Raw genomic sequence first — 21,468 nt, 5'->3', positions numbered from 1 at the left:
ATGCCTGGCCTCTGGTCGGCATCGAGGGGAGTGCCAGGTGGGAGAAGCGGACGAGACCGAGGGGCTCGCGCTGCTGGCGGCGGCCGGGGACCGGGCGGCCCTCGACGTCCTGCTCCGGCGGATCCGGCCCGAGGTCGTCCGCCGGTGCGGGCGCTTCCTGCCCTGCCGCGAGGACGCCGAGGAGGCGGCCCAGGACGTCCTGCTCCAAGTCGCCCGCGGGATCACGGCGTTCGAGGGCCGCAGCCGGTTCGGCACCTGGCTGTACACGGTGGTCGCCAACTGCGCCCGGCAGAAGTACCGCGAGCTGAAGCGGCGCGCCGCCGAACGGCCGGAGGTCATCGACGCCGCCCGGTACGTCGACCCGCGGACGACGAGTGTCATCGCGGGTTCCAGGGTCGACCTCCTGGAGGCGCTGGAGCGCCTGGAGCGCGAACACCCGCGTCTGGTGGCGCCGTTGGTCTACCGGGACATCTGCCGGCTGGAGTACGCGGAGGCCGCCGAGCGCGTCGGCGTTCCCCTCGGCACGTTCAAGTCCCGGCTGCACGAGGCCCGCAGAAGGGTCAGACCCTGGCTGTCGGACGCTTCCTGACGGGTTCCGCCGGGTCCGGGTTCCCGCCGGGTCCGGGTACCCGGCGGGAACGATGCCGTGCCTGACGCCGGTCAGCGCCGGGTGTAAATGAAGCCGATCTTGTCGACCTCGTCCCCCGAACGGCCGTGGAATCCGGCGAGCTGCCAGCCGCTGGGCGCGGTGCGGGTCACGCAGTCCGAGGTCGTCGTGCCCCCGGACAGGGCCCGGCCGAGGTTCGTGGTGAACTTGGCGTAGAAGACGCGTGTATGACTGTCCTTCACTCCCTCGCAGAGCTGCGCGGTGGTGACGTACTCACCACTGCCGAGGGTCAGTGACGCGGCGGTGCCGCCCGTGCCGCCGTGCGCGAAGCTGGTGCCGTCGCTCAGGGTCAGCCCCATCCGGTCCACCCGTGAGCCGGCGGAGATGGACATGACCGATGCGCGGGCGCCGGCCGGCACCCGGGCGATGTCGTTGAAGTAGTCGCCGTGCGGCCCGCCGAACTGGTCGCTGAGCTGGAAGCCGTCGGCGCGCGACCACGCGAACGACGCGGTGACGGGATCGTGGTCGGAGAGCATCAGACCGTCGGAGGTCAGGAAGCGCGTGTGCTCGTTGTGGTAGCTCGTGGCGTCGAGCGTGACGAGCTTGCTGCCGCGGTAGAGGATCTTGTCGACGACCTCGCAGGTGTCGGGCACCGTGGTGCCGCTCTGGTCGCAGACGAGGGCGTCGCTTCCCTTGGCCGGCGCGGTGCCGCCGCGCACGAGCTGGACCCAGGCGTCCGACAGGCCGTTGGCGGCGGCGAACTCCGCGATGGTGTCGCCGGATCGGGTGTAGCGGGTGTTCGTGTCGCCCATCACGACGACGGCGTTGCCCGCGGAGTGGCTGCCGATGAACGCGGTGAGCTGACTGAGGTTGTCGGCACGGGAGGAGAGGTCGCCGTCACTGGTGCCCGCGTTGGTGTGCACGTTGTAGAAGTCGACGTAGACGCCCTCGGCCAGGCGCTCCCGCATGAAGGTGAAGCCCTTGGGTGTGAGGCAGTCGCCCGAGTCGAGTTGGCAGGAGTTCCAGCCGACCCGCTCGAAGTCACCGGTGTCGTAAGGGATCTTCGAAAGGGTGTTGAGACCGCTGCCGATGCCCGCGCCGCCGCTGGTCGCGGTCCGGTACGCGTGCGCCGTGTCGGCCGCGTACAGGGCCGCGTGGAAGTTGAAGTCCTCCTCGACGTGGACGATGTCGTAGGGGGCGATGAGCCCGCCGATCGCCGTGGTCGCGCTCTGCCGGGGTGTCGGCGCGCTGGAGATGGCTTCGGGCAGCCCGGCGACGTTGTAGCTGAGCACGCTGAAGGTGCCGGAGTCGGCGGCCGCGGCGGAGGGCGCGGCCGCGGTGAGGCCGCCGAGCACGGCTGCTGCCGCCGCCGCGCCGGCGAGGAGTCTGCGGAGAGGGTGCATGGGGGGTGTCTCCAGGGGGCGAAGGGATGTCAGGAACCGACCGAGAAGGTGGCGTCGGCCTTGTCGGTGGCGGTGGAGATCGGATCGATGCGCAGCACGTAGTCCGCGTGCCTGAGGTGGCGGTCCGGGTGGTTGTGGGAGCGTAACGACGACCACGAGGCGTCGGCCAGGCCCGCCGTCCGGTGGAAGGTGGCGTCCTGCGCGAACGTCGTCGTCCCGTCGTCGACGTGGAGCGCCATCTGGTAGTTGCTGTGCCGCAGGTAGCGCGTGGGGTGGCTGACCGAACGGAACGAGACGCCGGCCGGGTCGGCGAGTCCGGTCACCAGAGTCCACTGCGCATCGGTGTACGGGTCGAACGGGTACGCGTCGATCCGGCCGACGTAGTTGGAGTGCCGGACGTAACGGGCCGGATAGTTGTAGGACTTGAGCCGGTTCCAGGCAGGCGCGCCCCACCGGGCGAGGAGGTTGTCGTACTCCGCCGTGGTGATCGGCTGGATGCTCGCGTGCTTGGAGTTCAGCGGCTGGGTGTACAGCCGCTGGTCGACCGCCGTCCAGGTGCCGCTCGCGAGATCGGCCGACTGCCAGGCGTAGAAGACACCGTTGGGCGTGTACGTGTCTCCCCACAGGTAATACGACCCCGTCGACTGTGACTTGACGAGGATCGGCGCCTCGGTGCCGCCGTGGGAGACCGGGGTGCTGAACACGGTGAAGCTGCCCGGGTCCAGCGACGTCGACCGGGCGCCCACAAGGGTCTGGTCCCTCTTGAAATAGAGGTAGTTCACCCCGCCGACGCCCACGGCCAGGTCGCCGTCGATCACGTCGTAACCGGGGTCGAAGAAGACCTGGGCGGCCGACGCGGTCACGAAGTCGGCCGTGTAGTTGACCATGATGACGTTGTGGCCGCTGGAGTCGACCGCGGAGTAGATGATCCCGTACTGCCCCCGCCCCGTGTCCCAGTAGGCCTCGGGCGCCCAGCTGTGGGTGGCCATGTCGTGCAGTTTCAGCCGCCGGTAGCCGCTGAAGCTCCGCAGATCCGCGGAGTCCCACACATGGATGTACTGGCTCTGCAGACTCCAGTCGGTGCCCTTGAGATCGGTGGCGAGCACCACGAACGTGCCGTCCTGTCTGCGCAGGACGAACGGATCGCGCAGGCCGCCGGTGCCGCCGGTCGGCGTCACGACGGGCTTGTTCTGGTTCAGCGGTGTCCACTGGAGCGAGTCGGTGCTGACGGCCAGATGCAGACCGTAGTCCGCTCCGTCGCCGTTCGGGGACTCGGTGAAGTAGCCCATCACATAGGCCGTCGCGGCCGCGGCGCGCGCGGTCGGGGCGCCGAGGGCGAAAGCGGCGGTGAGGCCGGCCATCGCCCCCAGCGCGACGCGCCGGGAGGGCTGAGGGGGGCTGCCGTTCATGCCGGTCTCCTTCGGTGGAGGAGCGGGGCGGCGGGGAGTACGCTCCTCCCGCCGGTCACTCCTGTTCGACATACCGAATGCTGTGCGACATGCTGTGCAACGTGCTGTGCGAGGCCTTACGGTAGGGGCCTGCCCGTGATGTGAACAGGGCCTGGAGAGACGGAAGTTGAGCGTGTTCCCGCCGCTTCGCGGCCAGAGGGCCGAGGGTTGCGGCCCGGCGGCTGTCGGAGCCGCTGTCTAGGCTGGTCCGCGTGAAGGAACAGAGCAGCAGACCACTCGCCGTGTTCGACCTGGACGGCACGCTCGCGGACACCGCGCACCGGCAGCGGTTCCTGGAGCGCTCACCGCGGGACTGGGACGCGTTCTTCGCGGCGGCGCCTCAGGATCCGCCGCTCGCGGAGGGCGTCTCGCTCGCGCTCGGCAGCGCGCGGGAGTGCGAGGTGGTCTATCTGACCGGCCGCCCCGAGCGATGCCGGCGGGCGACGGTGGAGTGGCTGGCCGAGCACGGCCTGCCCGAGGGACGCATCTGGATGCGGCGCAACGACGACCGCAGGCCCGCCCGCCGCACCAAGCTGGAGATCCTTCGCCGGCTGGCCCGCGACCGGGAGGTCCGCGTCCTCGTCGACGACGACGAATTCGTGTGCGAGGAGGCGGAGCGGGCCGGCTTCACGGTCGTACGGGCACGGTGGGCGGCCGCGTCGGCGGCACTGAAGGACGCGCAGGAGCGGGAGGGGCGGACCTGAGGCGACTGTCCGGCGGGTGGGGTGGACCCGTGGGCGCGGGTCGGGTCAGTCGGCGTCCTCCAGCCGGAAACCGAGCTTCAGACCGACCTGGTAGTGCTCGATCCGCCCGTTCTCGATCTGGCCCCTGACCTGGGTGACCTCGAACCAGTCGAGGTTGCGCAGGGTCTGCGAGGCCCGGGTGACCCCATTGCGAATGGCCTGGTCGACGCCTTCGTGGGAGGTCCCGACGATCTCGGTGACCCGGTAGGTGTGCTCGGACATGCGGCTGCTCCTCTCCGCCGTGGCGGGAGTGCCAGGCGTGTTTCCACGGTGCCCCACCGGGTGGCGCTCCGCGAGACGGCGGGGTGTCCCGGGTGACGGGGGCCCGCCGGGGCACGGTGAGGGTCGGGCCGACCGGAGCCGAGCCGGACCCCCCGCCGGCGGCCCCCCTGCCGACGGAACCTCCCGCCGACGGACCCCCTGCCGACGGGACCAGCCCCCGTTGGCGGGACCGGCCCCGCCGACGCCCCCCGCCGACGGGACCCCCGTCGACAGGACCCCCGTCGACGGAACCCCCGCCGACGGAGCCCCCGTCGACAGGACCGCCCCCGCCGACGGACCCCCCGCCGATGGGCGCCGCCGCAGCCGACGGGCCCGGCCGTGGACCGGTGTGCTTGAGTGAGGCGCTGCGCCGGCCCCCGGCCCCGCCGCTCATGTCCCGCCCGCCCCCTCCGGAAAGGAACCGGACGCCGTGCACGTACTCATCCTGGGCGGTACGACCGAGGCCCGCCGGCTCGCCGAGAGCCTGGCCGCGGGGACCCGGGCCGGCCTCAGGGTGACGAGCTCGCTGGCCGGACGGGTGGGCGCGCCCCGGCGGCCGCCCGGCGACGTCCGCGTGGGCGGGTTCGGCGGTGCGGAGGGCCTGGCGCGCTGGCTGCGGGAGCACGCGGTGGACGCGGTCGTGGACGCCACGCACCCCTTCGCCGGAACGATCAGCTCCAACGCGGCCTCGGCCGCGGCCGCCACGGGTGTTCCGCTGCTCGCCCTGAGCCGCCCCGGCTGGGTCCCGGTGGAGGGCGACACCTGGCACGAGGCCGGTTCCCTGGAAGACGCCGCCGGACTCCTGCCCTCCCTGGGCCGCAGGGTGTTCCTCACCACCGGCCGGCTGGGTCTGTCGGCCTTCGCGGCCCTGGGGGACCTGTGGTTCCTCGTACGATCGGTGGACGCGCCGCAGGCTCCGGCACCGGCCCGCATGGAGGTGCTGCTCGACCGGGGCCCGTTCACGCTCCAGGGAGAACGTGAACTGCTCCGGCGTCACGCCATCGACGTCCTGGTGACGAAGGACAGCGGCGGCGAGGCCACCGCCCCGAAACTGACGGCGGCCCGCGAGGCCGGACTCCCGGTGATCGTGGTCCGCAGACCGCCGGTGCCCACCGGAATCCCCGTCGTGACGGGACCCGAGGCGGCCGTCGGCTGGCTGGCTGATCGCTTCGGCCTGGGCCCCGACCGGACGTCGCCCGACACCTGAGGCGACCGCGACACGGCAGACCGGCCGCCTGCGGAGGTGGATCGCCGCCCGAGCCGAAACGGCGGTCAGCCGCTGGTGCCGTTCGCCGCTTCGGCGGTTGTCCGCCGGACGCGATAGTTCCAGCGGGCGAGCGACCGGACGACGTTCTCGGCGCCGATGGGGTTGGCGCTGTGCACGAAGACCGTCCCGATCCGGAAGGGCCGGCCGTCGAAGGCGGCTTCCTCCAGGAGCGTCACCACCGGCATGACGGTGTCGTCGCCGCCGAGATCGTGATCGAGCCAGAGCTCGTCGACGAAGCTGTCGCGATGCTCCTCCAGAAGCTGGACGCCTTCGCGACTGGTACGCGCGATCCGCGTGGCCCGCGGAAGCGCCCGGAGGTCATCTATGCCGAGCACGACGGGTACGGGTGCCGTGGGGTCTGCTGTCACCGGCCGATTGTCCCAGCAGCCGGTTACTCCTCCTCGCTCGCCATCGCGTTGATCGCCGCCGCTGCCATCGCGCTGCCGCCCCGGCGGCCTCGTACGATCAAATGGTCCAGGGCCGAGGGGTGGTCGGCCAGGGCGTCCTTCGATTCCGCCGCGCCCACGAAGCCGACGGGGACACCGATCACCGCGGCGGGGCGGGGGGCGCCCTCCTCCATCAGTTCCAGGAGGCGGAACAGCGCGGTGGGGGCGTTGCCGACGGCCACCACGGCGCCGTCCAGGCGGTCGCGCCACAGTTCCAGGGCGGCCGCGCTGCGCGTGGTGCCGAGTTCCGCCGCCAGGTCCGGCACCGACGGGTCGGAGAGCGTGCAGATCACGTCGTTGTCCGCGGGCAGCCGCTTGCGCGTGATGCCGCTCGCGACCATGGAGACGTCACAGAGGACGGGCGCGCCCGCACGCAGGGCTTCGCGGGCGCGGGCCACCACGTGGGGCGTGTAGGCGAGGTCGCCGACCAGGTCCACCATTCCGCAGGCGTGGATCATCCGGACCGCGACCTGGCTGACGTCGGCGGGCAGGGCCGCGAGGTCCGCTTCCGCGCGGATGGTGGCAAAGGACTCGCGGTAGATGACCGCGCCGTCCTTCTCGTAGTCGAACACTGTCTTCTCGCTCATCCGTTGACGTCGTTCCGGGTGCGTGCCGCCGCCGGAGACCGATCGGAGGGCGCGGGCATGACCGCGAGCATACCGATCACCTCGAAACGCCGATCCCGTGATCGTCACGTGGGTGTTCCCGCGGGAGACGGCAACGAGAAGGGGCTCCTGCGAGGCCGTCCTCGCAGGAGCCCGTCCGGTCACGTGCGGGCCGGCGCCGACGCCCGGGGTTCTGGTGTCGTGGAGCCCGCGCGGGACGTAGGCGGCGTCAGGGCGAGTTCTCGGCCGCCTCGCTCAGCGACAGCGCGAACCGGCCCTCCGCGTCCGTCCACCAGTGGGTCAGCCCGAAGCCCGCCGCGGCCAGTTCACCGCGGACGCCGTCCGCGCGGAACTTCGCCGAGATCTCCGTCCGCATCTCCTCGCCCTCCGCGAAGTGGACCGCCATGTTCAGCGCCGGGATCTTCACGGTCTGGGAGACACGCGACCGCAGCCGCATCTCGATCCACTCGTGCTCGGGGTCCCAGAGCGCCACGTGCTCGAACGCGTCGAGGTCGAAGTCGGCGCCGAGTTCACGGTCGACGACGCTCAGCACGTTCTTGTTGAACGCCGCCGTGACCCCGGCCGCGTCGTCATAGGCCGTGACGAGCACCGACGTGTCCTTGACGAGGTCGGTGCCGAGCAGCAGGGTGTCGCCGGGCGACAGCAGCGACCGTACGGACGCCAGGAACGCGGCGCGCTCGGCGGGCGCCAGATTGCCGATCGTGCCGCCGAGGAAGGCCACGAGCCGCGGCCCGGGGGTGTCCGGGAGCGCGAGATCGCCGGTGAAGTCGGCGATCAGAGCATGGACGTTCAGCCCGGGCCGCTCGGCGATCAGCGCCTGACCGGCCTGCGTGAGGGCGCTCTCGCTGACGTCCACGGGCACGTAGGTGTGCAGGTCCGGCATCGCGTCCAGCAGATGACGGGTCTTCTCCGAGGATCCTGAACCGAGTTCGACGAGCGTGCGCGCACCGCTCGCCGCGGCGATCTCGCCGGCCCGGGTGCGAAGGATTTCGCGTTCCGCGCGGGTCGGGTAGTACTCGGGGAGTTCGGTGATCTTCTCGAAGAGTGCGCTGCCGTGGGCGTCGTAGAACCACTTCGGCGGGAGGGTCTTGGGCCGGCGTCCGAGGCCGTGCAGGACGTCGGCACGCAGTGCCGCGTCGGTGGCGTCCTCGGGAAGGGTGCGGGTCAACTGGAACGGACTCACGTACGGGGCTCCTTGCGCTGTGCGGGTGCCATGTCGTCGCTCATGTCCTTGAGCGGCGTGAGCAGTACCTCGGTGCGGTTCGCGGTGAGAAGGGTGCGGTCGGGGACCTCCCGCCAGAGCGGGTCGTCGTCGTGCGGCTCGGAGGCCACGAGGGTGCGGCGGCCGGGCTCGCTCAGGTACCAGAGCGTGTCGCCCCAGGCGGTCGCGGTGATCGTCTCGCCGTTGGTGAGCAGCAGGTTGAGCCGTGAGCCGGGGGCCGCCTCGGCGACCTCCAGGACGGTGTCGGCCAGCGCCTGCCCCTCCTCGTCGCCGGCCCGCAGCCGGTGCAGGACCAGGGCCCACACGAACGCCGAGTCGCACCGTGCCTCCAGCGACAGCAACTCGGCCGGAGGCAGGCCCGCCACGAGCGGGGCGAGGCTCCCGGGCCAGCCGCCGACGGCGCCGTTGTGGCTGAACAGCCAGGGACCCGCGGCGAACGGTGCCGCCGCGGCCTCCCCGTCGGCGCCCGCCACGGTCGCGTCCCGCACCGCGGCGAGCAGGGCCCGCGTCCCGATCACCCGGGCCAGGTCCGCGAACGACTGGTCGCCCCAGATCGGACCCGTGCGCCGGTAGCGGGCCGGCACCGGGTCTCCCTCGACGTACCAACCCACGCCGAAACCATCGGCGTTGACGGTCCCGTGCCGCTGGCGCCTGGGCGCCCACGACTGCCGGTACAGGCTGTGCTCCGGTGCCACGAGGAGTGCGCCGAGCCTCTCCTCGTCACCCAGGAACGCCAGATGACGGCACATCAGGCGTTCCCGTCGCGGGCCGTGCGGAACCCGGAGAAGATCTGCCGCCGGATCGGGTAGTCCCAGTTGCGGAACGTGCCCCGGCAGGCCACCTGGTCCACCGCGAACGAACCGCCGCGCAGCACCTTGTACTCCGGGCCGAAGAACACCTCCGAGTACTCCCGGTAGGGGAACGCGACGAACCCGGGGTAGGGCTCCAGATCGCTCGACGTCCACTCCCACACGTCACCGATCAACTGCCGGACGCCGAGCGGCGACGCACCCGCCGCGTAGCTTCCCGCCGGGGCCGGGCGCAGGTGGCGCTGGCCCAGGTTGGCGTGGACCGGCGTGGGGTCCTCGTCCCCCCACGGGTAGCGCCGGGAGCGGCCGGACACCGGGTCGTGGCGGGCCGCCTTCTCCCACTCGGCCTCGGTGGGCAGCCGCCGCCCCGCCCAGCGCGCGTACGCGTCGGCCTCGTACCATGACACGTGCAGCACCGGCTCCTCGGGCGGTACGACTTCCGTCACCCCGAAACGCCGCCGCAGCCACTGCCCGCCCTCGCGCCGCCAGAACAGCGGTGCGTCGATGCCGTGGGTGCGGACGTGGTCCCAGCCCGCGGGAGTCCACCAGCGCTCCTCGCCGTAGCCGCCGTCCTCGATGAAGGCCTGGTACGCGGCGTTCGTGACCGGAGTGGTGTCGATGAAGAACGACGGGACCGTGCGCCGGTGCGCGGGCCGCTCGTTGTCGAGCGCCCACGGTTCGGTGGAGGTGCCCATCACGAACGGGCCGCCGGGCACCAGGACTTCGGCGGGACCGGTGAAGGGCGCGGCGGGCGCGGGGTCCGGCGCCGTGAGGACGGCGGGCCCCTTGCGCAGCTGATGGGTGATCAGCATGGTCTCGTCGTGCTGCTGTTCGTGCTGCGCGATCATGCCGAACGCGAATCCGGACTCGGTCAGCCGGGTGCCCTCGAACGCCGCGCTCTCCAGGACGTCCAGCGCCCGGCCGCGCACCTCGGCCGCGTACGTACGGGCCTCCGCCGGCGGCAGCAGAGGCAGGGAAGGGCGTTCGGCCCGTGAGTGCTCGAACGCGTCGTAGAGCCCGTCGATCTCGGGCCGCATCGCCTCACGCCCCGCGACCGCCCGCAGCAGCCACAGCTCCTCCTGATTGCCGATGTGCGCGAGGTCCCAGACGAGCGGGGACATCAACGGCGAGTGCTGCGCGGTCAGATCGGGGTCCTCCACGCAGGAGGTGAGCAGGGCGGTGCGGGCGCGGGCGGTGGTGAGCGCGTCCAGGGCGCGCTGCCGGAGCGACTCCGGATCCGTGCGCGGACCGGAGGCGGTCGTGTCGGAAGCGGTCGTGCCGGTCATGTGTTCATGTCCTTCCCGTCGGACAGACCCTGCCGTGGGCCTGCCGGGTGCCGCCCTGACCCGCCGTCGTGACGAGCCGCGGCCACGCCGGCCAGGTCGTCGGCGGGGCAGCGGCCCCGGGCCACATAGCGGTCGGTGAACTCGGCCACCGCGTCGAGGACTTCGGTGGTGGCACCGAGCCGGGGCAGCGCCTCGTACGCGGCCGCGAAGCAGATCGCCGCGGCCTCGCGCAGCTCCGGATCGGCGAGGCCGAACCGTGCCGCGTCCTGCCACAGCGGGTTGCGCGGCGCCGGTGCCGGACCGGCACGCTCCGCCAGCGGCTTGACGGTCCGGTAGGCGGTCTCGGCGGCGTCCGGGTCGTCGAACAGGGCCGCCGTCACCGCGAGCGGCACGATCCAGCCGTCCTCACCCGGCTGTGCGTCGATCATGCGGAGCTCCAGATGGCCGCGCGGCCGGACCGGCGGGAACAGCGTGGTCATGTGGTATGCGAGGTCCGCCCGGTCGGGTGGTGCGGCGGACCGCGTCCAGTCCCGGAAACTGAGGCCCTTGGGGACCTCCCAGGGCGCCTCGTCCGCCCGTACGCACATCACCGGCGCGTCGAGCACACGCCGGGCCCAGGCCGCACGGGGATCGCCGTCCAGAGGCGGCGCGTCGGTGCGTCCGGGGTCCATGGACGACCACAGGGACTGGCGCGTGGAACGCCAGCCCGTGCGCTGTCCGCGGGCCATCGGGGAGTGGGCGAACGCGGCCACCAGGACCGCGCCGAGCTGATGGGCCAGCCACCAGCGGCGCCCGTGCCCGAGCGGGCCCGGTTCCTCGTATCCGGCGTCCACGCACACCTGGACCGAGGCCGACGTGCACATCATGGCGCGGCCCTCGGGACCCGCGCGGTCGAGATACCGCTCCATGGCGTCGTACCTGGGTTCATGGAGAAAGCGGCTCGGCGCGTTCCACGGGTCCTGGCCGAAACCGCTGAGGCCGAGGCCCGCCTCGCGCAGGGTGGCGCGTACGGCGTCGAGGTCGGCCGAGACGGATCGCACGCACTCCATCAGGGAGGCGGCGGGGGCGGAGCTGAGTTCGAGCTGTCCACCGGGTTCGACCGTGAGCGCCGAACGCAGGGACACGGTCCGCAGTGCGGCGTACGCCGCTTCGAGTCGTTCAGGGTGCACCGGGAGCCGCGGCGCCCGCAGCTCGTGGACGAGCCATTCCACCTCGACACCGAGCAGGCGGGGCGGACCGGTCTTGAAGCAGATGCCACGGACCAGTGCCTCCACCTCGGCCTCGGTGACGGCGGAGCGTCGTCGCTCCGTACAGTCACTCACCGAATCGGACATGTCAGGATCCTCCTGAGATTCCACCATGCCGCCGGCCCGGGGTCTTGTGGGCCGGACCGGCAATGACCGTTCCACCCAAGACCCTCTCGGCGGTTCGCACAAGGGTGCAAACCCTTGCTTTCGGGACCGGGAAGCAGTGTTTGCGAGGCCGCGAAACTCTGTTGCGCCGCAGGACCAGCATCACTCACGATGCGTTCATGGGCACGACGGGGGATCGCACGCAGGCCGCGCCGGTGGCGCGTACGGGGGTGGCGCCATGAGCGCGCGCCTGCGTGCGATCGCCCGGGAGACCGAGGAGATCGTGGCGGCCGGGGGCTACCGCGGCCCGTCCGGGAACGCGGTGTCCATCGCCGCGGCGGTCGGGACCGCGCGGGCCGGGACGGTGCTGCACGGACCGGAGCCGGTGGACATACCGTCGGTGACGCCGGTCGTGACGTCGTTCGAGGTCACGGGCGAGAGCAGCCTGGAGGCCGCCCGTCGTCTGGTCTCCGGGGGCGGGGATCCCGTCGCCGTGCTGAACTTCTCCTCGGCGCGCAATCCCGGCGGCGGCTATCTGAACGGTGCGCAGGCCCAGGAAGAGGCCCTGTGCCGGGCCTCCGCGCTGTACACCTGTCTGCTGGGCGCCCGCGGTTTCTACGATCACCACCGCGCCCACCGTGACGCGTTCTACACGGACCGTGTCATTCACTCGCCCGGCGTACCGGTGTTCCGGGACGACCGCGGCCGGCTCCTCGACGAGCCGTTCCGGGCCGGTTTCCTGACCGCGGCGGCCCCGAACGCCGGGGTCGTCCTGCGCACCGCCCCGGAGCGGGCGGCCGATCTGCCGGGCGCGCTGGCGATCCGCGCCGAACGGGTCCTGGAGACGGCCGCCGCCCACGGCTACCGCCGCCTGGTCCTCGGGGCCTGGGGCTGCGGAGTGTTCCAGAACGACCCCGCGCAGGTGGCGCTGGCCTTCCAGGGTGTGCTGGCCGGTGGCCGTCTGGAGGGGTACTTCGACCGGGTGGTGTTCGGCATCCTGGACCGGACGCCGGGCCGGACCACCCGCGCGGCATTCGATCAGGTGTTCGCACCCGAGCCTCACCCGGCGTGAAGGCTCACTCGGGGTGAAGCCCATCCGGCGTGAAGGCCCAGTCGGCGTTGAGGCTCACTCGGTGTGAAGCCTCATCCGGCGTCAAGGCCCATCCGGCGTGGAGGCCCACTCGGCGTTGAGGCTCACTCGGTGTGAAGCCTCATCCGGCGTCAAGGCCCATCCGGCGTGGAGGCCCACTCGGCGTTGAGGCTCACTCGGCGTGAAGCCCCATCCGGCGTGAGGCCCCATCCAGCGTGAAGGTTCACTCGGCGTGAAGAGCTGCCTGGCCTGAGCCTCACGTGGCGTGAGGCCCGCCCGGCCGTGTGAAGTCCCGCCGGGCGCTCCGCACGGCCGTCACCGGAGAACCGGGACCCTCAGCGCCAGCCGTATCGTTCCCGCAGCCGGTACACCACGGAGTTGAACCGCATCCGGTCCAGCGCGCACGCCTCCCGGCGCATCCCGTCCTCGTGCAGCCGCAGCACGCGGTCCACGTTCACCCAGGAGTCCCGCCCGGTCCGGTCCCACGGACCGCTGCCGATCGGCACCCACTCGCGGTCGCCGTGGTGCGCCTTGCTGGAGAGCTGGACGGCGAGCAGCGTTCCCGCGGCCTCCCGGGCGACGACCAGCACCGGGCGGTCCTTGCCCCGGCCGTCGTTCTCCTCGAAGGGGACCCACGTCCAGACGATCTCCCCGGGGTCGGGGTCGCCGTCGTGCGCGGGGGAGTACTCGGTCTTCACGGGGCCGACCTCGCGGGGCTCGGCCTCGGTGGTCGCGGAGGGGCCGTAGCGGCCGGGGACGGCTTCTTCGGTGTCATCGGTAAAGGCAGTCACGCGGGCCACCGTAAGGCCTGCGCACCAGGTCGCGGCGGGCGGGTCCGGGGCCGGACGGCTTCGCGCGGACCCGGGACCGGGCCCAACTTCCCCACGGCTCCCGCCGAACGGCCTCACGCGGGCCGCCGGAAACGGCTCGGGCGCACGGGAGCCGTGGTGCAACTCCCGTACGCCCGCGCCCTACTGCTCGGGACCCCTGGTCTCCGTGCGCCTCAGCGCGGCGATCTCACCCCTCGTCCTTCTCCACGGGCACCTTCTCGCCGACCGGCGAAACGAACCCGTTGAGTTCCGCCGTCGGGTTCTTGGCCGGGCTCCCCTCGGGGTTCATCGAGGAGAGCAACTGGCGTGCCAGGCCGAGGCCGGTGCCGCCCATGGTGAGCGCCTTGGCGAACAGGTCCGACATGCCGTCGGCGCCGTTGAGCAGCACCATGTGATCCACGTTGCCGAACGCGCTCGCTCCGGCCTGGACGATCTCCGGCCAGTTCTCGGCGAGTTGCTGGGCGACCACGGCCTCCTGGTTCTCGGCCAGCGCGGCGGCGCGGGCCTGGATGGCCTCCGCCTCCGCGAGACCCTGGGCCCGGGTCGCCTCGGCCGTCGCCAGACCCTTGGCCTGCGCGGCGGCGGCCTCGGCCTCACCGGTCGCCCGGGTCGCCTCGGCGGCCGCGGCCCCGCGTGCCTTGGTCGCCTCGGCCTCGGCGTTGGCGGCCGTCTTGACGCGGGTCGCCTCCGCCGCCGCGGCGAGCTCGGTCTCCCTGGCCTTGGCCTGTGCCGCCGAGATCCGCGCGTCGCGCTCGGCCTCGGCCCGTGCCCGGGTCTCGTAGGCCCTGGCGTCCGCCGGCTTGCGGACGTCGGCCTGGAGCTGCTGCTCGCGGCGGTGCGCCTCGAGTTCGGCGACCCGGGTCTCCTGGACGACGACATCCTGCTGAGCGGCCGCCGCGGCGAGCGGGCCGGCCATCTGGGCCGTCGCCGCCGCCTTGTCCCGCTCGGCCTGGTAACCGGCCTGCTGGATCTCGCTGTCCCGGGTCGCCTCGGCCATCCGTGCCGCGGCCTTCTGCTCGGCCTCGGTGGCCAGCCGGTTCGCCTCCGCCTGCGCGATACGGGCATCACGCTGGACGGCGGCGGCGTGCGGCATGGCCAGGTTCCGGATGTACCCGGTCGGGTCCTCGATCTCGTGGATCTGCAGCGAGTCGACGATCAGACCGAGCTTCTCCATCTCCGTGCCGCAGGCGGCCCGCGTCTGACCGGTCAGCTTCTCCCGGTCGCGGATCATGTCCTCGACGGTCAACCCGCCGACGATGGACCGCAGATGGCCGGCGAACACGTTGTGCACCCGCTCGGCCATCATCTTCTGCTGGTCGAGGAAGCGGCGCCCCGCGTTGGCGATCGACACGAAGTCGTCGCCCACCTTGAAGATGACCACGCCCCGCACCTTGAGCGGAATGCCCTGGGTGGTCACGCAGTCCACGTGCAGTTCGGTCTCGTTGAGGTCGAGCGAGATCTTCCGCACCGCCTGCACGCCGGGAAGTACCAGCGTGCCGCGCCCCGTCACGATGCGGAATCCCATGCCTTCCTCGAGACCTTCGGTCCGATGCTTCGAACCGGAGATGATCAACGCTTCGTTGGGCTCCGCGACGCGCCACATGAGCTTGAAGACCACGACGACGAAGATCAGCGCGAGGACAGCAGCCCCCGCAACGACGCCGACAACCATCGGCATACGCCCCCTTTGGATGGTGCCCTTTCGGCACCGAACGAACGGGAGTGTGCTCCTCGCCGACGGCCGGGTACAGAGGCGCGTGAATCCTTGTCGCGTTCTTGACGCATACGGCTCTCACCTGGGACGGACGTCGCTCAACTGTCGTACGGGGAGCGCTGATCCGGGGGTGGGGGACCGGGAACGGAGGCGCGCTCAGTCGTCGTACGCGGCCGAGACGTACACCGTGCGCGGCGCCAGGTACTCCACGACCATCACCACCGTGCCCCGCTCGATGCGGTCCTTCGGCGCGGCCGGATACGCGAGGAAGTGCTCGGCGCCGCCGCGCACCCGGACCATCACCTCGCCGACGAGCCCGGGTCCGACCGTGCCGGTGACGCGTCCCATCAAACCGACCATCGAGGCATCGTCCATGGTCACAGCGTAAGGCCGGAACTCGCCTACACGGCCGGGGAGTCCACGACGGCTTCGTGCGGAGGCCACCGCTCGTGCCAGCGCAGGTCGGCCTCCAGCTGCGCGGCCAGCGACACCAGCAGCGGCTCGCTGGCCGCCGGGCCGAGCAACTGCGCGCCGACGGGGAGCCCTTCGCCGACGAAGCCGGCGGGGACGTTGACGCCCGGCCAGCCGAGGACGTTCCACGGCCAGGCGTACGGGCAGGCGGCGATCATCGTGCGGTCGGTGCGCAGACCGCTCAGGCCGAGCATCGAGCCGATGGCCGGCGGGGGAGCGGCCGTGGTGGGCGCGAGCAGCACGTCGTAGGTGTCGAAGAGCGCGCCGACGCGCCGTTGCAGCGCGGCCTCGGCCCGGCGGGCCGCCCGCAGCGGAGCGCCGCCGAGCAGCCGGCCGAAGCGCGCCGCGCCGTGGGTGCGCCGGTCGAGGAGTTCGGGGAACGGCACGGCGCGCACATGCTCGGCGATGCCCGCCGTGGCGCGTGGGACGAAGGTGAGCCCGATGGGCCCGTAGCGCGGATCGGCCTCCTCGACGGTGTGCCCGAGCGAGGCGAGCCGTTCCGCGAGCGCGAGCACCTGGGTCCGCACCGCGGGGTCGAGTCGCGCGGGCAGCGCGGTGAAGGGCGGTTTCAGCGACAGCGCGATGCGCAGCCGGCCCGGGTCGCGGCCCACGGCCTCGTGGACGCGCAGCGTGGCGGGCCGGTGCAGATCGCCCGCGTGGCTCCCGCTCGCCGCGTCCAGCAGCAGCGCGGCGTCCGCGACCGTGCGGGCGAGCGTGCCGTTGACCGTGATGCCCTGGAAGGACTCCGGGCGCGGCCAGGTCGAGATCCGGCCGCGCTGCGGTTTGATGCCGACCAGATGGGTCCAGGCGGCCGGGATGCGCACGGAGCCCGCCCCGTCCGAGCCCAGCGCGGCGGGCACCAGGCCCGCGGCCACGGCGGCCGCGGAGCCCCCGGACGAGCCGCCCGGGGTGTGCCCGTGATGCCAGGGGTTGCGGGTCGCGCCGAAGGCCGGGCCCTCGGTGAAGGGCCACTGGCCGAGTTCACAGGTGTTGGTCTTGCCGACGACGACGGCCCCGGCCGCGCGCAGCCGGCGGACCGCCTCGCCGTCCTCGGGCACCCGCGGGAAGTCCCCCGCGCAGCCGAACGCGGTCGGCTCGCCCGCCACGTCCATGTCGTCCTTGACCGCGACCGGCACCCCGAGCAGCGGCCGCCGGACGCCCGCGGCGAGCTCCGCGTCCGCCGCGTCGGCCTCCGCGAGGGCGGCCTCGGCGCGCACCAGCCGGAAGGCGTTCACCGTGGGCCGGGCCGCCTCGATCCGGGCGAGCGCCCGCTCGACCAGCTCGCGCGAACTCACCTCGCCCGCGGCCAGCGCACGCGCGCTCTCCGTCAGCCCTGGGGCACGGTCGGGATCCATCCGGGTCACCTCCGAAGCGGTCGTCTACCGAACGGTAACCTCTGGGGCCGCGTGACGGTACCGGGCGCTCAACCTCCTTTACGGAGGCGGGAGTTCCGTAAACGGGGGACCCGATCGGGGTGCCCCGGCGCGCGGCGGTGTCCGGGCCCTCTGCAAGGATGCGTCGCGTCATGGTGCAGATACCGAAACAGTCCGCCGGCCGGCCGGCGCCCGCACGACGTCCCGTACCGACCAGTGCCGACGTGGCACGCCTCGCGGGTGTCTCCCGCGCGACCGTCTCGTACGTCCTGAACAACACCAGCGCGGTCCGGATCAGCGAACCGACCCGGCGCCGGGTCCGCGAGGCCGCCGAGGAGCTCGGATACGTCCCGCACGCGGCCGCCCGCAGTCTGCGCGCCGGACACAGCCGCATGGTCCTGATGCCCGCCCCGGCCGCCCCCGTGGGCCCGCTCTACCACCGGTTCATGTCCGAACTCCAGTCCGAGCTGGGCCGGCTCGACTACACCGTCGTGCAGTACGGCAGTGTCGGCCTGCGCGGCGACGAGGCCGCCCGCGCCTGGGCCGAGCTGCGCCCGGTCGCGGTCCTGGTGCCCGGCAGCGGCCTCGGCCCGCAGGGTGTCGCGGTCCTCAAGAGGGCCGGCGCCCGTGCCGTGGTCACGCTCGGCCCCGAACGGGTCGAGGGCGCCCACGCGCTGCTCATGGACCACGGCCGGGTCGGCCACTGCGCGGGGGTCCATCTGCTGTCGGGGGGCCGCCGGAGCATCGGTGTGGTGATGCCCGGGGAGAGCGGCCTGGAGATCTTCTCCAGGCCCCGCCTCGACGGGGTCCGCCGTGCCGCGCGCGGCACGGACGCGACGGTGACCGAGCTGCCGCTGGTGTACGAGGAGGAGGCCGCCGCCGGCCTCGCGGCGCGCTGGCGTTCCCTCGGCCTCGACGCGGTCTTCGGGTACAACGACGAGTACGCGATGCTCCTCATGCGCGCCCTCCAGGACGAGGGGGTCGCCGTGCCCGAGGAGACCGCGGTTGTCGGCGCCGACGACCTCATGCTCGGCCGGCTGCTGCGGCCCCGGCTGAGCACCGTGCACCTCGATCTGCCCTCGGGCCGCGACCTGGCCGAGCTGGTCGACCGCGTGGTGCGGGAACCGGGCGCCGAACCCGAGACGCACGAGGTGCTGGGCGCACGAGTGGTGCACCGGGCGTCGAGCTGAGAGAGGCTGGTGCCGCAACAGGCGGACGGTCGCCCCCGCGACGCGGAGCCTGTTCGCCCGGCCCGCGTGCGGCGGGACCGGTCCCCGCGCCGGGGTTCGGCCCCGGCGGCACCGGACACCGGAGGCGCGTCATGCGGACCACGGTCGGCATCATCGGTGCGGGCCCGGCAGGACTCCTGCTGGCCCGGCTGCTGCACCGGACGGGGGTCGACTGTGTCGTCCTGGAGAGCAGGGATCGCGCGTACGTCGAGCACCGCCAGCGGGCCGGCATGCTGGAGCAGGGCACGGTCGACGCCCTGCGCGAGTGCGGAGCGGGCGAACGGCTGGACGTGGAGGGCCTGGTCCACCACGGGATCGAGCTGCGCTTCGAGGGCGAGCGCCACCACATCGACTTTCCCGGGCTCACGGGCGGCCGGACCGTCACGATCTACGCGCAGACGGAGATCGTGAAGGATCTCGTCGCCCTCCAACTGGCGGACGGGCCGCCTCTGTTGTTCGGGGCCGAGGCGCTCGCCGTGGAGAAGCCGGACAGCGCCGCGCCCGTCGTGCGGTTCGCGCACGAGGGACGGGAACGCACGCTGAACTGCGACTGGGTGGTGGGCTGCGACGGCGGCCACGGCGTCGCGCGTGCCGCGTTTCCGGCCGGCGCGGGCCGTACGTACGCGCACGACTACCCGTACTCCTGGCTCGGCATCCTCGCCGATGTGCCGCCCTCCTGCGATGAGTTGATCTACGCCCGGGGCGCCACCGGCTTCGCCCTGCACAGCATGCGCTCCCCGCGGGTGTCCCGGCTGTACCTCCAGGTCCCGAACGGCACCGACCCCGGCGACTGGCCGGACGAGCGCATCTGGGACGAACTGGCCGCGCGTCTCGCGGTGGACGGGGACTGGCGGCTGGAACGCGGGCCCATCACCGCCAAGTCGGTTACCCCCATGCGTAGTTGGGTGCACGAGCCGATGCGTCACGGGCGGCTCCTCCTGGCCGGGGACGCCGCCCACATCGTGCCGCCGACCGGTGCCAAGGGGCTCAACCTCGCGGTGTCGGACGTACGGCTCCTGGGCCGCGCGTTCGCCGAGCTGCACCGCACGGGATCTACCGAGCTCCTGGACCGGTACTCGCGGACGGCCCTCGAACGCGTGTGGCAGGCCACGCGTTTCTCGTACGACATGACTAAGATGTTGCACGCTCAACCAAATGAGGATGCCTTCGAACACCGGATGCAGCTCGCGCGACTGCGCCGGATCACCGCATCCCGCTCCGCAGCCGCCGAACTGGCAGCGAACTACACGGGACTTCCGCTGGTACCCCAGCCGCAGGAGTCCGCCGAGTCCCGCTGGTGATCAGTGAACGATCGGAGAGCCGACATGCCGCTGCTCGACCCCACGACCTGGCAGTCCCGCCCCCTCTCGGGCGATGAGCACACCGTCACCGAACCCGCCACCGGTGACAGCCTCGGCACCGTCACCCTCGCCTCCGCCGAGGACGTCGTGACGGCCGCGCGCACCGCCCGCGCCGCACAGACCGAGTGGGCCAGGACCCCGCACTTCGTCCGTGCCGGCGTACTGCGCCGGGCGGGCGACCTCTTCGCCGCGCACGCGGACGAACTGCGCGACTGGATCGTGCGGGAGTCCGGCTCCGTCCCGGGCAAGGCGGACTTCGAGCTGCACGTCGCCGCCCAGGAGTGCTACGAGGCGGCCGCCCTCGCCTCCCGCCCGACGGGCCAGATCCTGCCGTCGGAGGCCCCGCGGCTGTCGTACACGCGCCGTGTCCCGGTCGGCGTCGTGGGCGTGATCGCGCCCTTCAACGCACCGCTGATCCTCTCGATCCGCTCGGTCGCCCCGGCGCTCGCGCTCGGCAACGGCGTCGTCCTGAAACCGGACCCGCGCACGGCCGTGTGCGGCGGCCTCGCGCTCGCGGCCGTCTTCGCCGAGGCGGGACTTCCGGACGGGCTGCTCCAGGTCCTGCCCGGCGGCCCCGAGACCGGCCGCGCCCTCGTCGCCGACCCGCTGGTCCCGGTCATCTCGTTCACCGGCTCGACGGCCGCGGGACGCGCGGTCGGTGAGGCCGCAGGACGTCATCTCAAGCGCGCGCACCTGGAGTTGGGCGGGAACTCCGCCCTGGTCGTCCTGGCGGACGCCGACATCGAGGCGGTCATCTCCACGGCCGCCTGGGGCTCGTTCTTCCACCAGGGCCAGATCTGCATGACCACCGGCCGCCACCTGGTCCACGCCTCGCTGTACGAGGAGTACGTCGAACGGCTCGCCGCGAAGGCCGACTCGCTCGCCGTCGGCGACCCGCACCGCGAACAGGTCCACCTCGGGCCCATCATCGACGACACCCAACTCGCCAAGATCCACGGGCTGGTGGAGTCCAGTACCGCGGGCGGCGCGAAGCTGGCCGCGGGCGGCACGCACGACCGGCTCTTCTACCGGCCCACCGTCCTCGCCGGAGTCGACGACACGACCCCGGCCTACACGGAGGAGGTCTTCGGCCCGGTCGCGCCGGTCCGTTCCTTCGACACCCTCGACGAGGCGGCCGCCCTGGCCTCGGCGGGTCCGTACGGCCTCGCGCTCGGCATCGTCACCCGGGACACCGCGCGGGGCCTCGACCTCGCCGAACGCATCCCGACCGGAATCGCGCACATCAACGACCAGACCGTCAACGACGAGGCCGTCGCGCCCTTCGGCGGCACGGCCGCCTCCGGCACCGGCGCGCGCTTCGGCGGCGAGGCCAATCTGGACGCCTTCACCGACCTGCGCTGGACGACGGTGCGCGGGGACGTGGCGGGCTACCCCTTCTAGATCCCGGCGATCCGGGGCCCGGGGACACCTGACCCGGGCCCACCGCGGGGCCCGGGAGCAGCCGGTGTCCTCGGCCCGCTCCCGTCGCTCGGCCGGCCGGGCCTGCCCGGCCTACTCGGCGTTCTTGGCCTGCTGGGCCGCTACCGACTTGCGGACCTCGTCCATGTCCAGCTTCCTGGCCTGCCCGATGACGTCCTCCAGGGCGGCCGCGGGCAGCGCCCCGGGCTGGGCGAAGATCGCCACCTGGTCGCGGACGATCATCAGGGTCGGGATCGACTGGATGTCGAAGGCCGCGGCCAGCTCCGGCTGCGCCTCCGTGTCGACCTTGGCGAAGACCAGGTCGGGGTTGGCCTCGGCCGCCTTCTCGTAGACCGGGGCGAACTGACGGCACGGCCCGCACCACTCCGCCCAGAAGTCGATCAGGACGAACTCGTTGTCCGTGACCGTCTGGTCGAAGTTCTCCTTGGTGAGCTCAACGGTGCTGCTCATTCCATTTCCCTTCCTCGTGTCCGGGGCATGCCGGTCAGCA

At 72.6% G+C, this 21,468-nt stretch carries 21 protein-coding genes; 7 read left to right on the top strand and 14 right to left on the bottom strand.

Annotated features, from left to right (window positions below; all coding sequences use genetic code 11):
* Positions 1–37: 37 nt before the first annotated feature.
* A complete protein-coding gene (locus tag ACFYYF_RS03675) occupies positions 38–589 on the top strand; it encodes an RNA polymerase sigma factor (RefSeq protein ID WP_388771016.1) in 552 nt (183 codons plus the stop codon).
* 71 nt (positions 590–660) lie between these two features.
* Here the strand turns inward: ACFYYF_RS03675 and ACFYYF_RS03670 are convergent, their stop codons facing one another.
* Both ACFYYF_RS03670 and ACFYYF_RS03665 read right to left on the bottom strand, forming a co-directional pair.
* The gene (locus tag ACFYYF_RS03670) at positions 661–2,010 is read right to left on the bottom strand and encodes a jacalin-like lectin (RefSeq protein ID WP_388771013.1); all 1,350 of its coding nucleotides are present in this window, start codon (positions 2,008–2,010) and stop codon (positions 661–663) included.
* Positions 2,011–2,039: 29 nt separating this feature from the next.
* Positions 2,040–3,419, bottom strand: a complete 1,380-nt coding sequence (locus tag ACFYYF_RS03665) for a glycoside hydrolase family 43 protein (RefSeq protein WP_388771012.1) — start codon at positions 3,417–3,419, stop codon at positions 2,040–2,042.
* A gap of 251 nt (positions 3,420–3,670) precedes the next feature.
* Between ACFYYF_RS03665 and ACFYYF_RS03660 the strand changes: the two genes are divergently transcribed.
* Positions 3,671–4,162, top strand: a complete 492-nt coding sequence (locus tag ACFYYF_RS03660; protein ID WP_388771011.1) for a hypothetical protein — start codon at positions 3,671–3,673, stop codon at positions 4,160–4,162.
* 45 nt (positions 4,163–4,207) lie between these two features.
* Here the strand turns inward: ACFYYF_RS03660 and ACFYYF_RS03655 are convergent, their stop codons facing one another.
* The gene (locus ACFYYF_RS03655) at positions 4,208–4,423 is read right to left on the bottom strand and encodes a dodecin (RefSeq protein WP_103547697.1); all 216 of its coding nucleotides are present in this window, start codon (positions 4,421–4,423) and stop codon (positions 4,208–4,210) included.
* A gap of 469 nt (positions 4,424–4,892) precedes the next feature.
* Between ACFYYF_RS03655 and ACFYYF_RS03650 the strand changes: the two genes are divergently transcribed.
* Entirely contained in the window at positions 4,893–5,669 is a 777-nt protein-coding gene (locus ACFYYF_RS03650; RefSeq protein WP_388771009.1) for a cobalt-precorrin-6A reductase, read from the top strand.
* A 65-nt stretch (positions 5,670–5,734) separates the two neighbouring features.
* On the opposite strand, the gene ACFYYF_RS03645 is transcribed toward ACFYYF_RS03650, so the two are convergent.
* The 6 genes from ACFYYF_RS03645 to egtA all read right to left on the bottom strand — a co-directional run bounded on the left by ACFYYF_RS03645 (position 5,735) and on the right by egtA (position 11,452).
* A complete protein-coding gene (locus ACFYYF_RS03645; protein ID WP_388771007.1) occupies positions 5,735–6,097 on the bottom strand; it encodes a cyclic-phosphate processing receiver domain-containing protein in 363 nt (120 codons plus the stop codon).
* Positions 6,098–6,120: 23 nt separating this feature from the next.
* Complete coding sequence (locus ACFYYF_RS03640; protein WP_388771005.1) at positions 6,121–6,762, bottom strand: precorrin-8X methylmutase; 642 nt, start codon at positions 6,760–6,762, stop codon at positions 6,121–6,123.
* 247 nt (positions 6,763–7,009) lie between these two features.
* Complete coding sequence (gene egtD / locus ACFYYF_RS03635) at positions 7,010–7,984, bottom strand: L-histidine N(alpha)-methyltransferase (protein ID WP_388771003.1); 975 nt, start codon at positions 7,982–7,984, stop codon at positions 7,010–7,012.
* Positions 7,981–8,772: an ergothioneine biosynthesis protein EgtC gene (gene egtC / locus ACFYYF_RS03630; RefSeq protein WP_388771000.1), complete on the bottom strand. Its 792-nt coding sequence runs from the start codon at positions 8,770–8,772 to the stop codon at positions 7,981–7,983. The genes egtD and egtC overlap by 4 nt, the downstream gene beginning before the upstream one ends.
* Entirely contained in the window at positions 8,772–10,118 is a 1,347-nt protein-coding gene (egtB, locus tag ACFYYF_RS03625; protein ID WP_388770998.1) for an ergothioneine biosynthesis protein EgtB, read from the bottom strand. The genes egtC and egtB overlap by 1 nt, the downstream gene beginning before the upstream one ends.
* A complete protein-coding gene (gene egtA, locus ACFYYF_RS03620) occupies positions 10,115–11,452 on the bottom strand; it encodes an ergothioneine biosynthesis glutamate--cysteine ligase EgtA (RefSeq protein WP_388770996.1) in 1,338 nt (445 codons plus the stop codon). Before egtA ends, egtB begins: the two co-directional genes overlap by 4 nt.
* A 256-nt stretch (positions 11,453–11,708) precedes the next feature.
* Here egtA and ACFYYF_RS03615 point away from each other — a divergent pair, with 256 nt between their 5' ends.
* Positions 11,709–12,542, top strand: a complete 834-nt coding sequence (locus ACFYYF_RS03615; RefSeq protein ID WP_388770994.1) for a TIGR02452 family protein — start codon at positions 11,709–11,711, stop codon at positions 12,540–12,542.
* A gap of 353 nt (positions 12,543–12,895) precedes the next feature.
* Here the strand turns inward: ACFYYF_RS03615 and ACFYYF_RS03610 are convergent, their stop codons facing one another.
* From ACFYYF_RS03610 to ACFYYF_RS03595, 4 genes are all read right to left on the bottom strand, one after another.
* Entirely contained in the window at positions 12,896–13,351 is a 456-nt protein-coding gene (locus tag ACFYYF_RS03610; RefSeq protein WP_388770992.1) for a type II toxin-antitoxin system PemK/MazF family toxin, read from the bottom strand.
* Between the two features lie 226 nt (positions 13,352–13,577).
* Positions 13,578–15,068 carry an SPFH domain-containing protein gene (locus ACFYYF_RS03605; RefSeq protein WP_388770989.1) on the bottom strand — a complete coding sequence of 497 codons (1,491 nt, stop codon included), beginning with the start codon at positions 15,066–15,068 and terminating at the stop codon, positions 13,578–13,580.
* 192 nt (positions 15,069–15,260) lie between these two features.
* On the bottom strand, positions 15,261–15,485 hold the full coding sequence (locus ACFYYF_RS03600) for a hypothetical protein (RefSeq protein ID WP_361675577.1): 225 nt from the start codon (positions 15,483–15,485) through the stop codon (positions 15,261–15,263).
* Positions 15,486–15,505: 20 nt separating this feature from the next.
* Complete coding sequence (locus tag ACFYYF_RS03595; protein WP_388770985.1) at positions 15,506–16,930, bottom strand: amidase; 1,425 nt, start codon at positions 16,928–16,930, stop codon at positions 15,506–15,508.
* Positions 16,931–17,100: 170 nt separating this feature from the next.
* On the opposite strand from ACFYYF_RS03595, the gene ACFYYF_RS03590 reads away from it, so the two are divergent.
* The 3 genes from ACFYYF_RS03590 to ACFYYF_RS03580 all read left to right on the top strand — a co-directional run bounded on the left by ACFYYF_RS03590 (position 17,101) and on the right by ACFYYF_RS03580 (position 20,939).
* Positions 17,101–18,138 carry a LacI family DNA-binding transcriptional regulator gene (locus tag ACFYYF_RS03590; protein WP_361675571.1) on the top strand — a complete coding sequence of 346 codons (1,038 nt, stop codon included), beginning with the start codon at positions 17,101–17,103 and terminating at the stop codon, positions 18,136–18,138.
* A gap of 131 nt (positions 18,139–18,269) precedes the next feature.
* Positions 18,270–19,478, top strand: coding sequence for a 4-hydroxybenzoate 3-monooxygenase (locus ACFYYF_RS03585; protein WP_388770982.1), 1,209 nt, complete (start codon positions 18,270–18,272; stop codon positions 19,476–19,478).
* A 24-nt stretch (positions 19,479–19,502) separates the two neighbouring features.
* The gene (locus ACFYYF_RS03580; protein ID WP_388771548.1) at positions 19,503–20,939 is read left to right on the top strand and encodes an aldehyde dehydrogenase family protein; all 1,437 of its coding nucleotides are present in this window, start codon (positions 19,503–19,505) and stop codon (positions 20,937–20,939) included.
* Positions 20,940–21,050: 111 nt separating this feature from the next.
* Here ACFYYF_RS03580 and trxA read toward each other — a convergent pair whose 3' ends face one another.
* Positions 21,051–21,428, bottom strand: a complete 378-nt coding sequence (trxA, locus tag ACFYYF_RS03575; RefSeq protein ID WP_361675561.1) for a thioredoxin — start codon at positions 21,426–21,428, stop codon at positions 21,051–21,053.
* Between the last annotated feature and the right edge of the window lie 40 nt (positions 21,429–21,468).

The organism is Streptomyces sp. NPDC001914, from assembly GCF_042891215.1.
Classification (GTDB): domain Bacteria; phylum Actinomycetota; class Actinomycetes; order Streptomycetales; family Streptomycetaceae; genus Streptomyces.
This window is presented reverse-complemented; position numbering and strand designations above follow the sequence as displayed.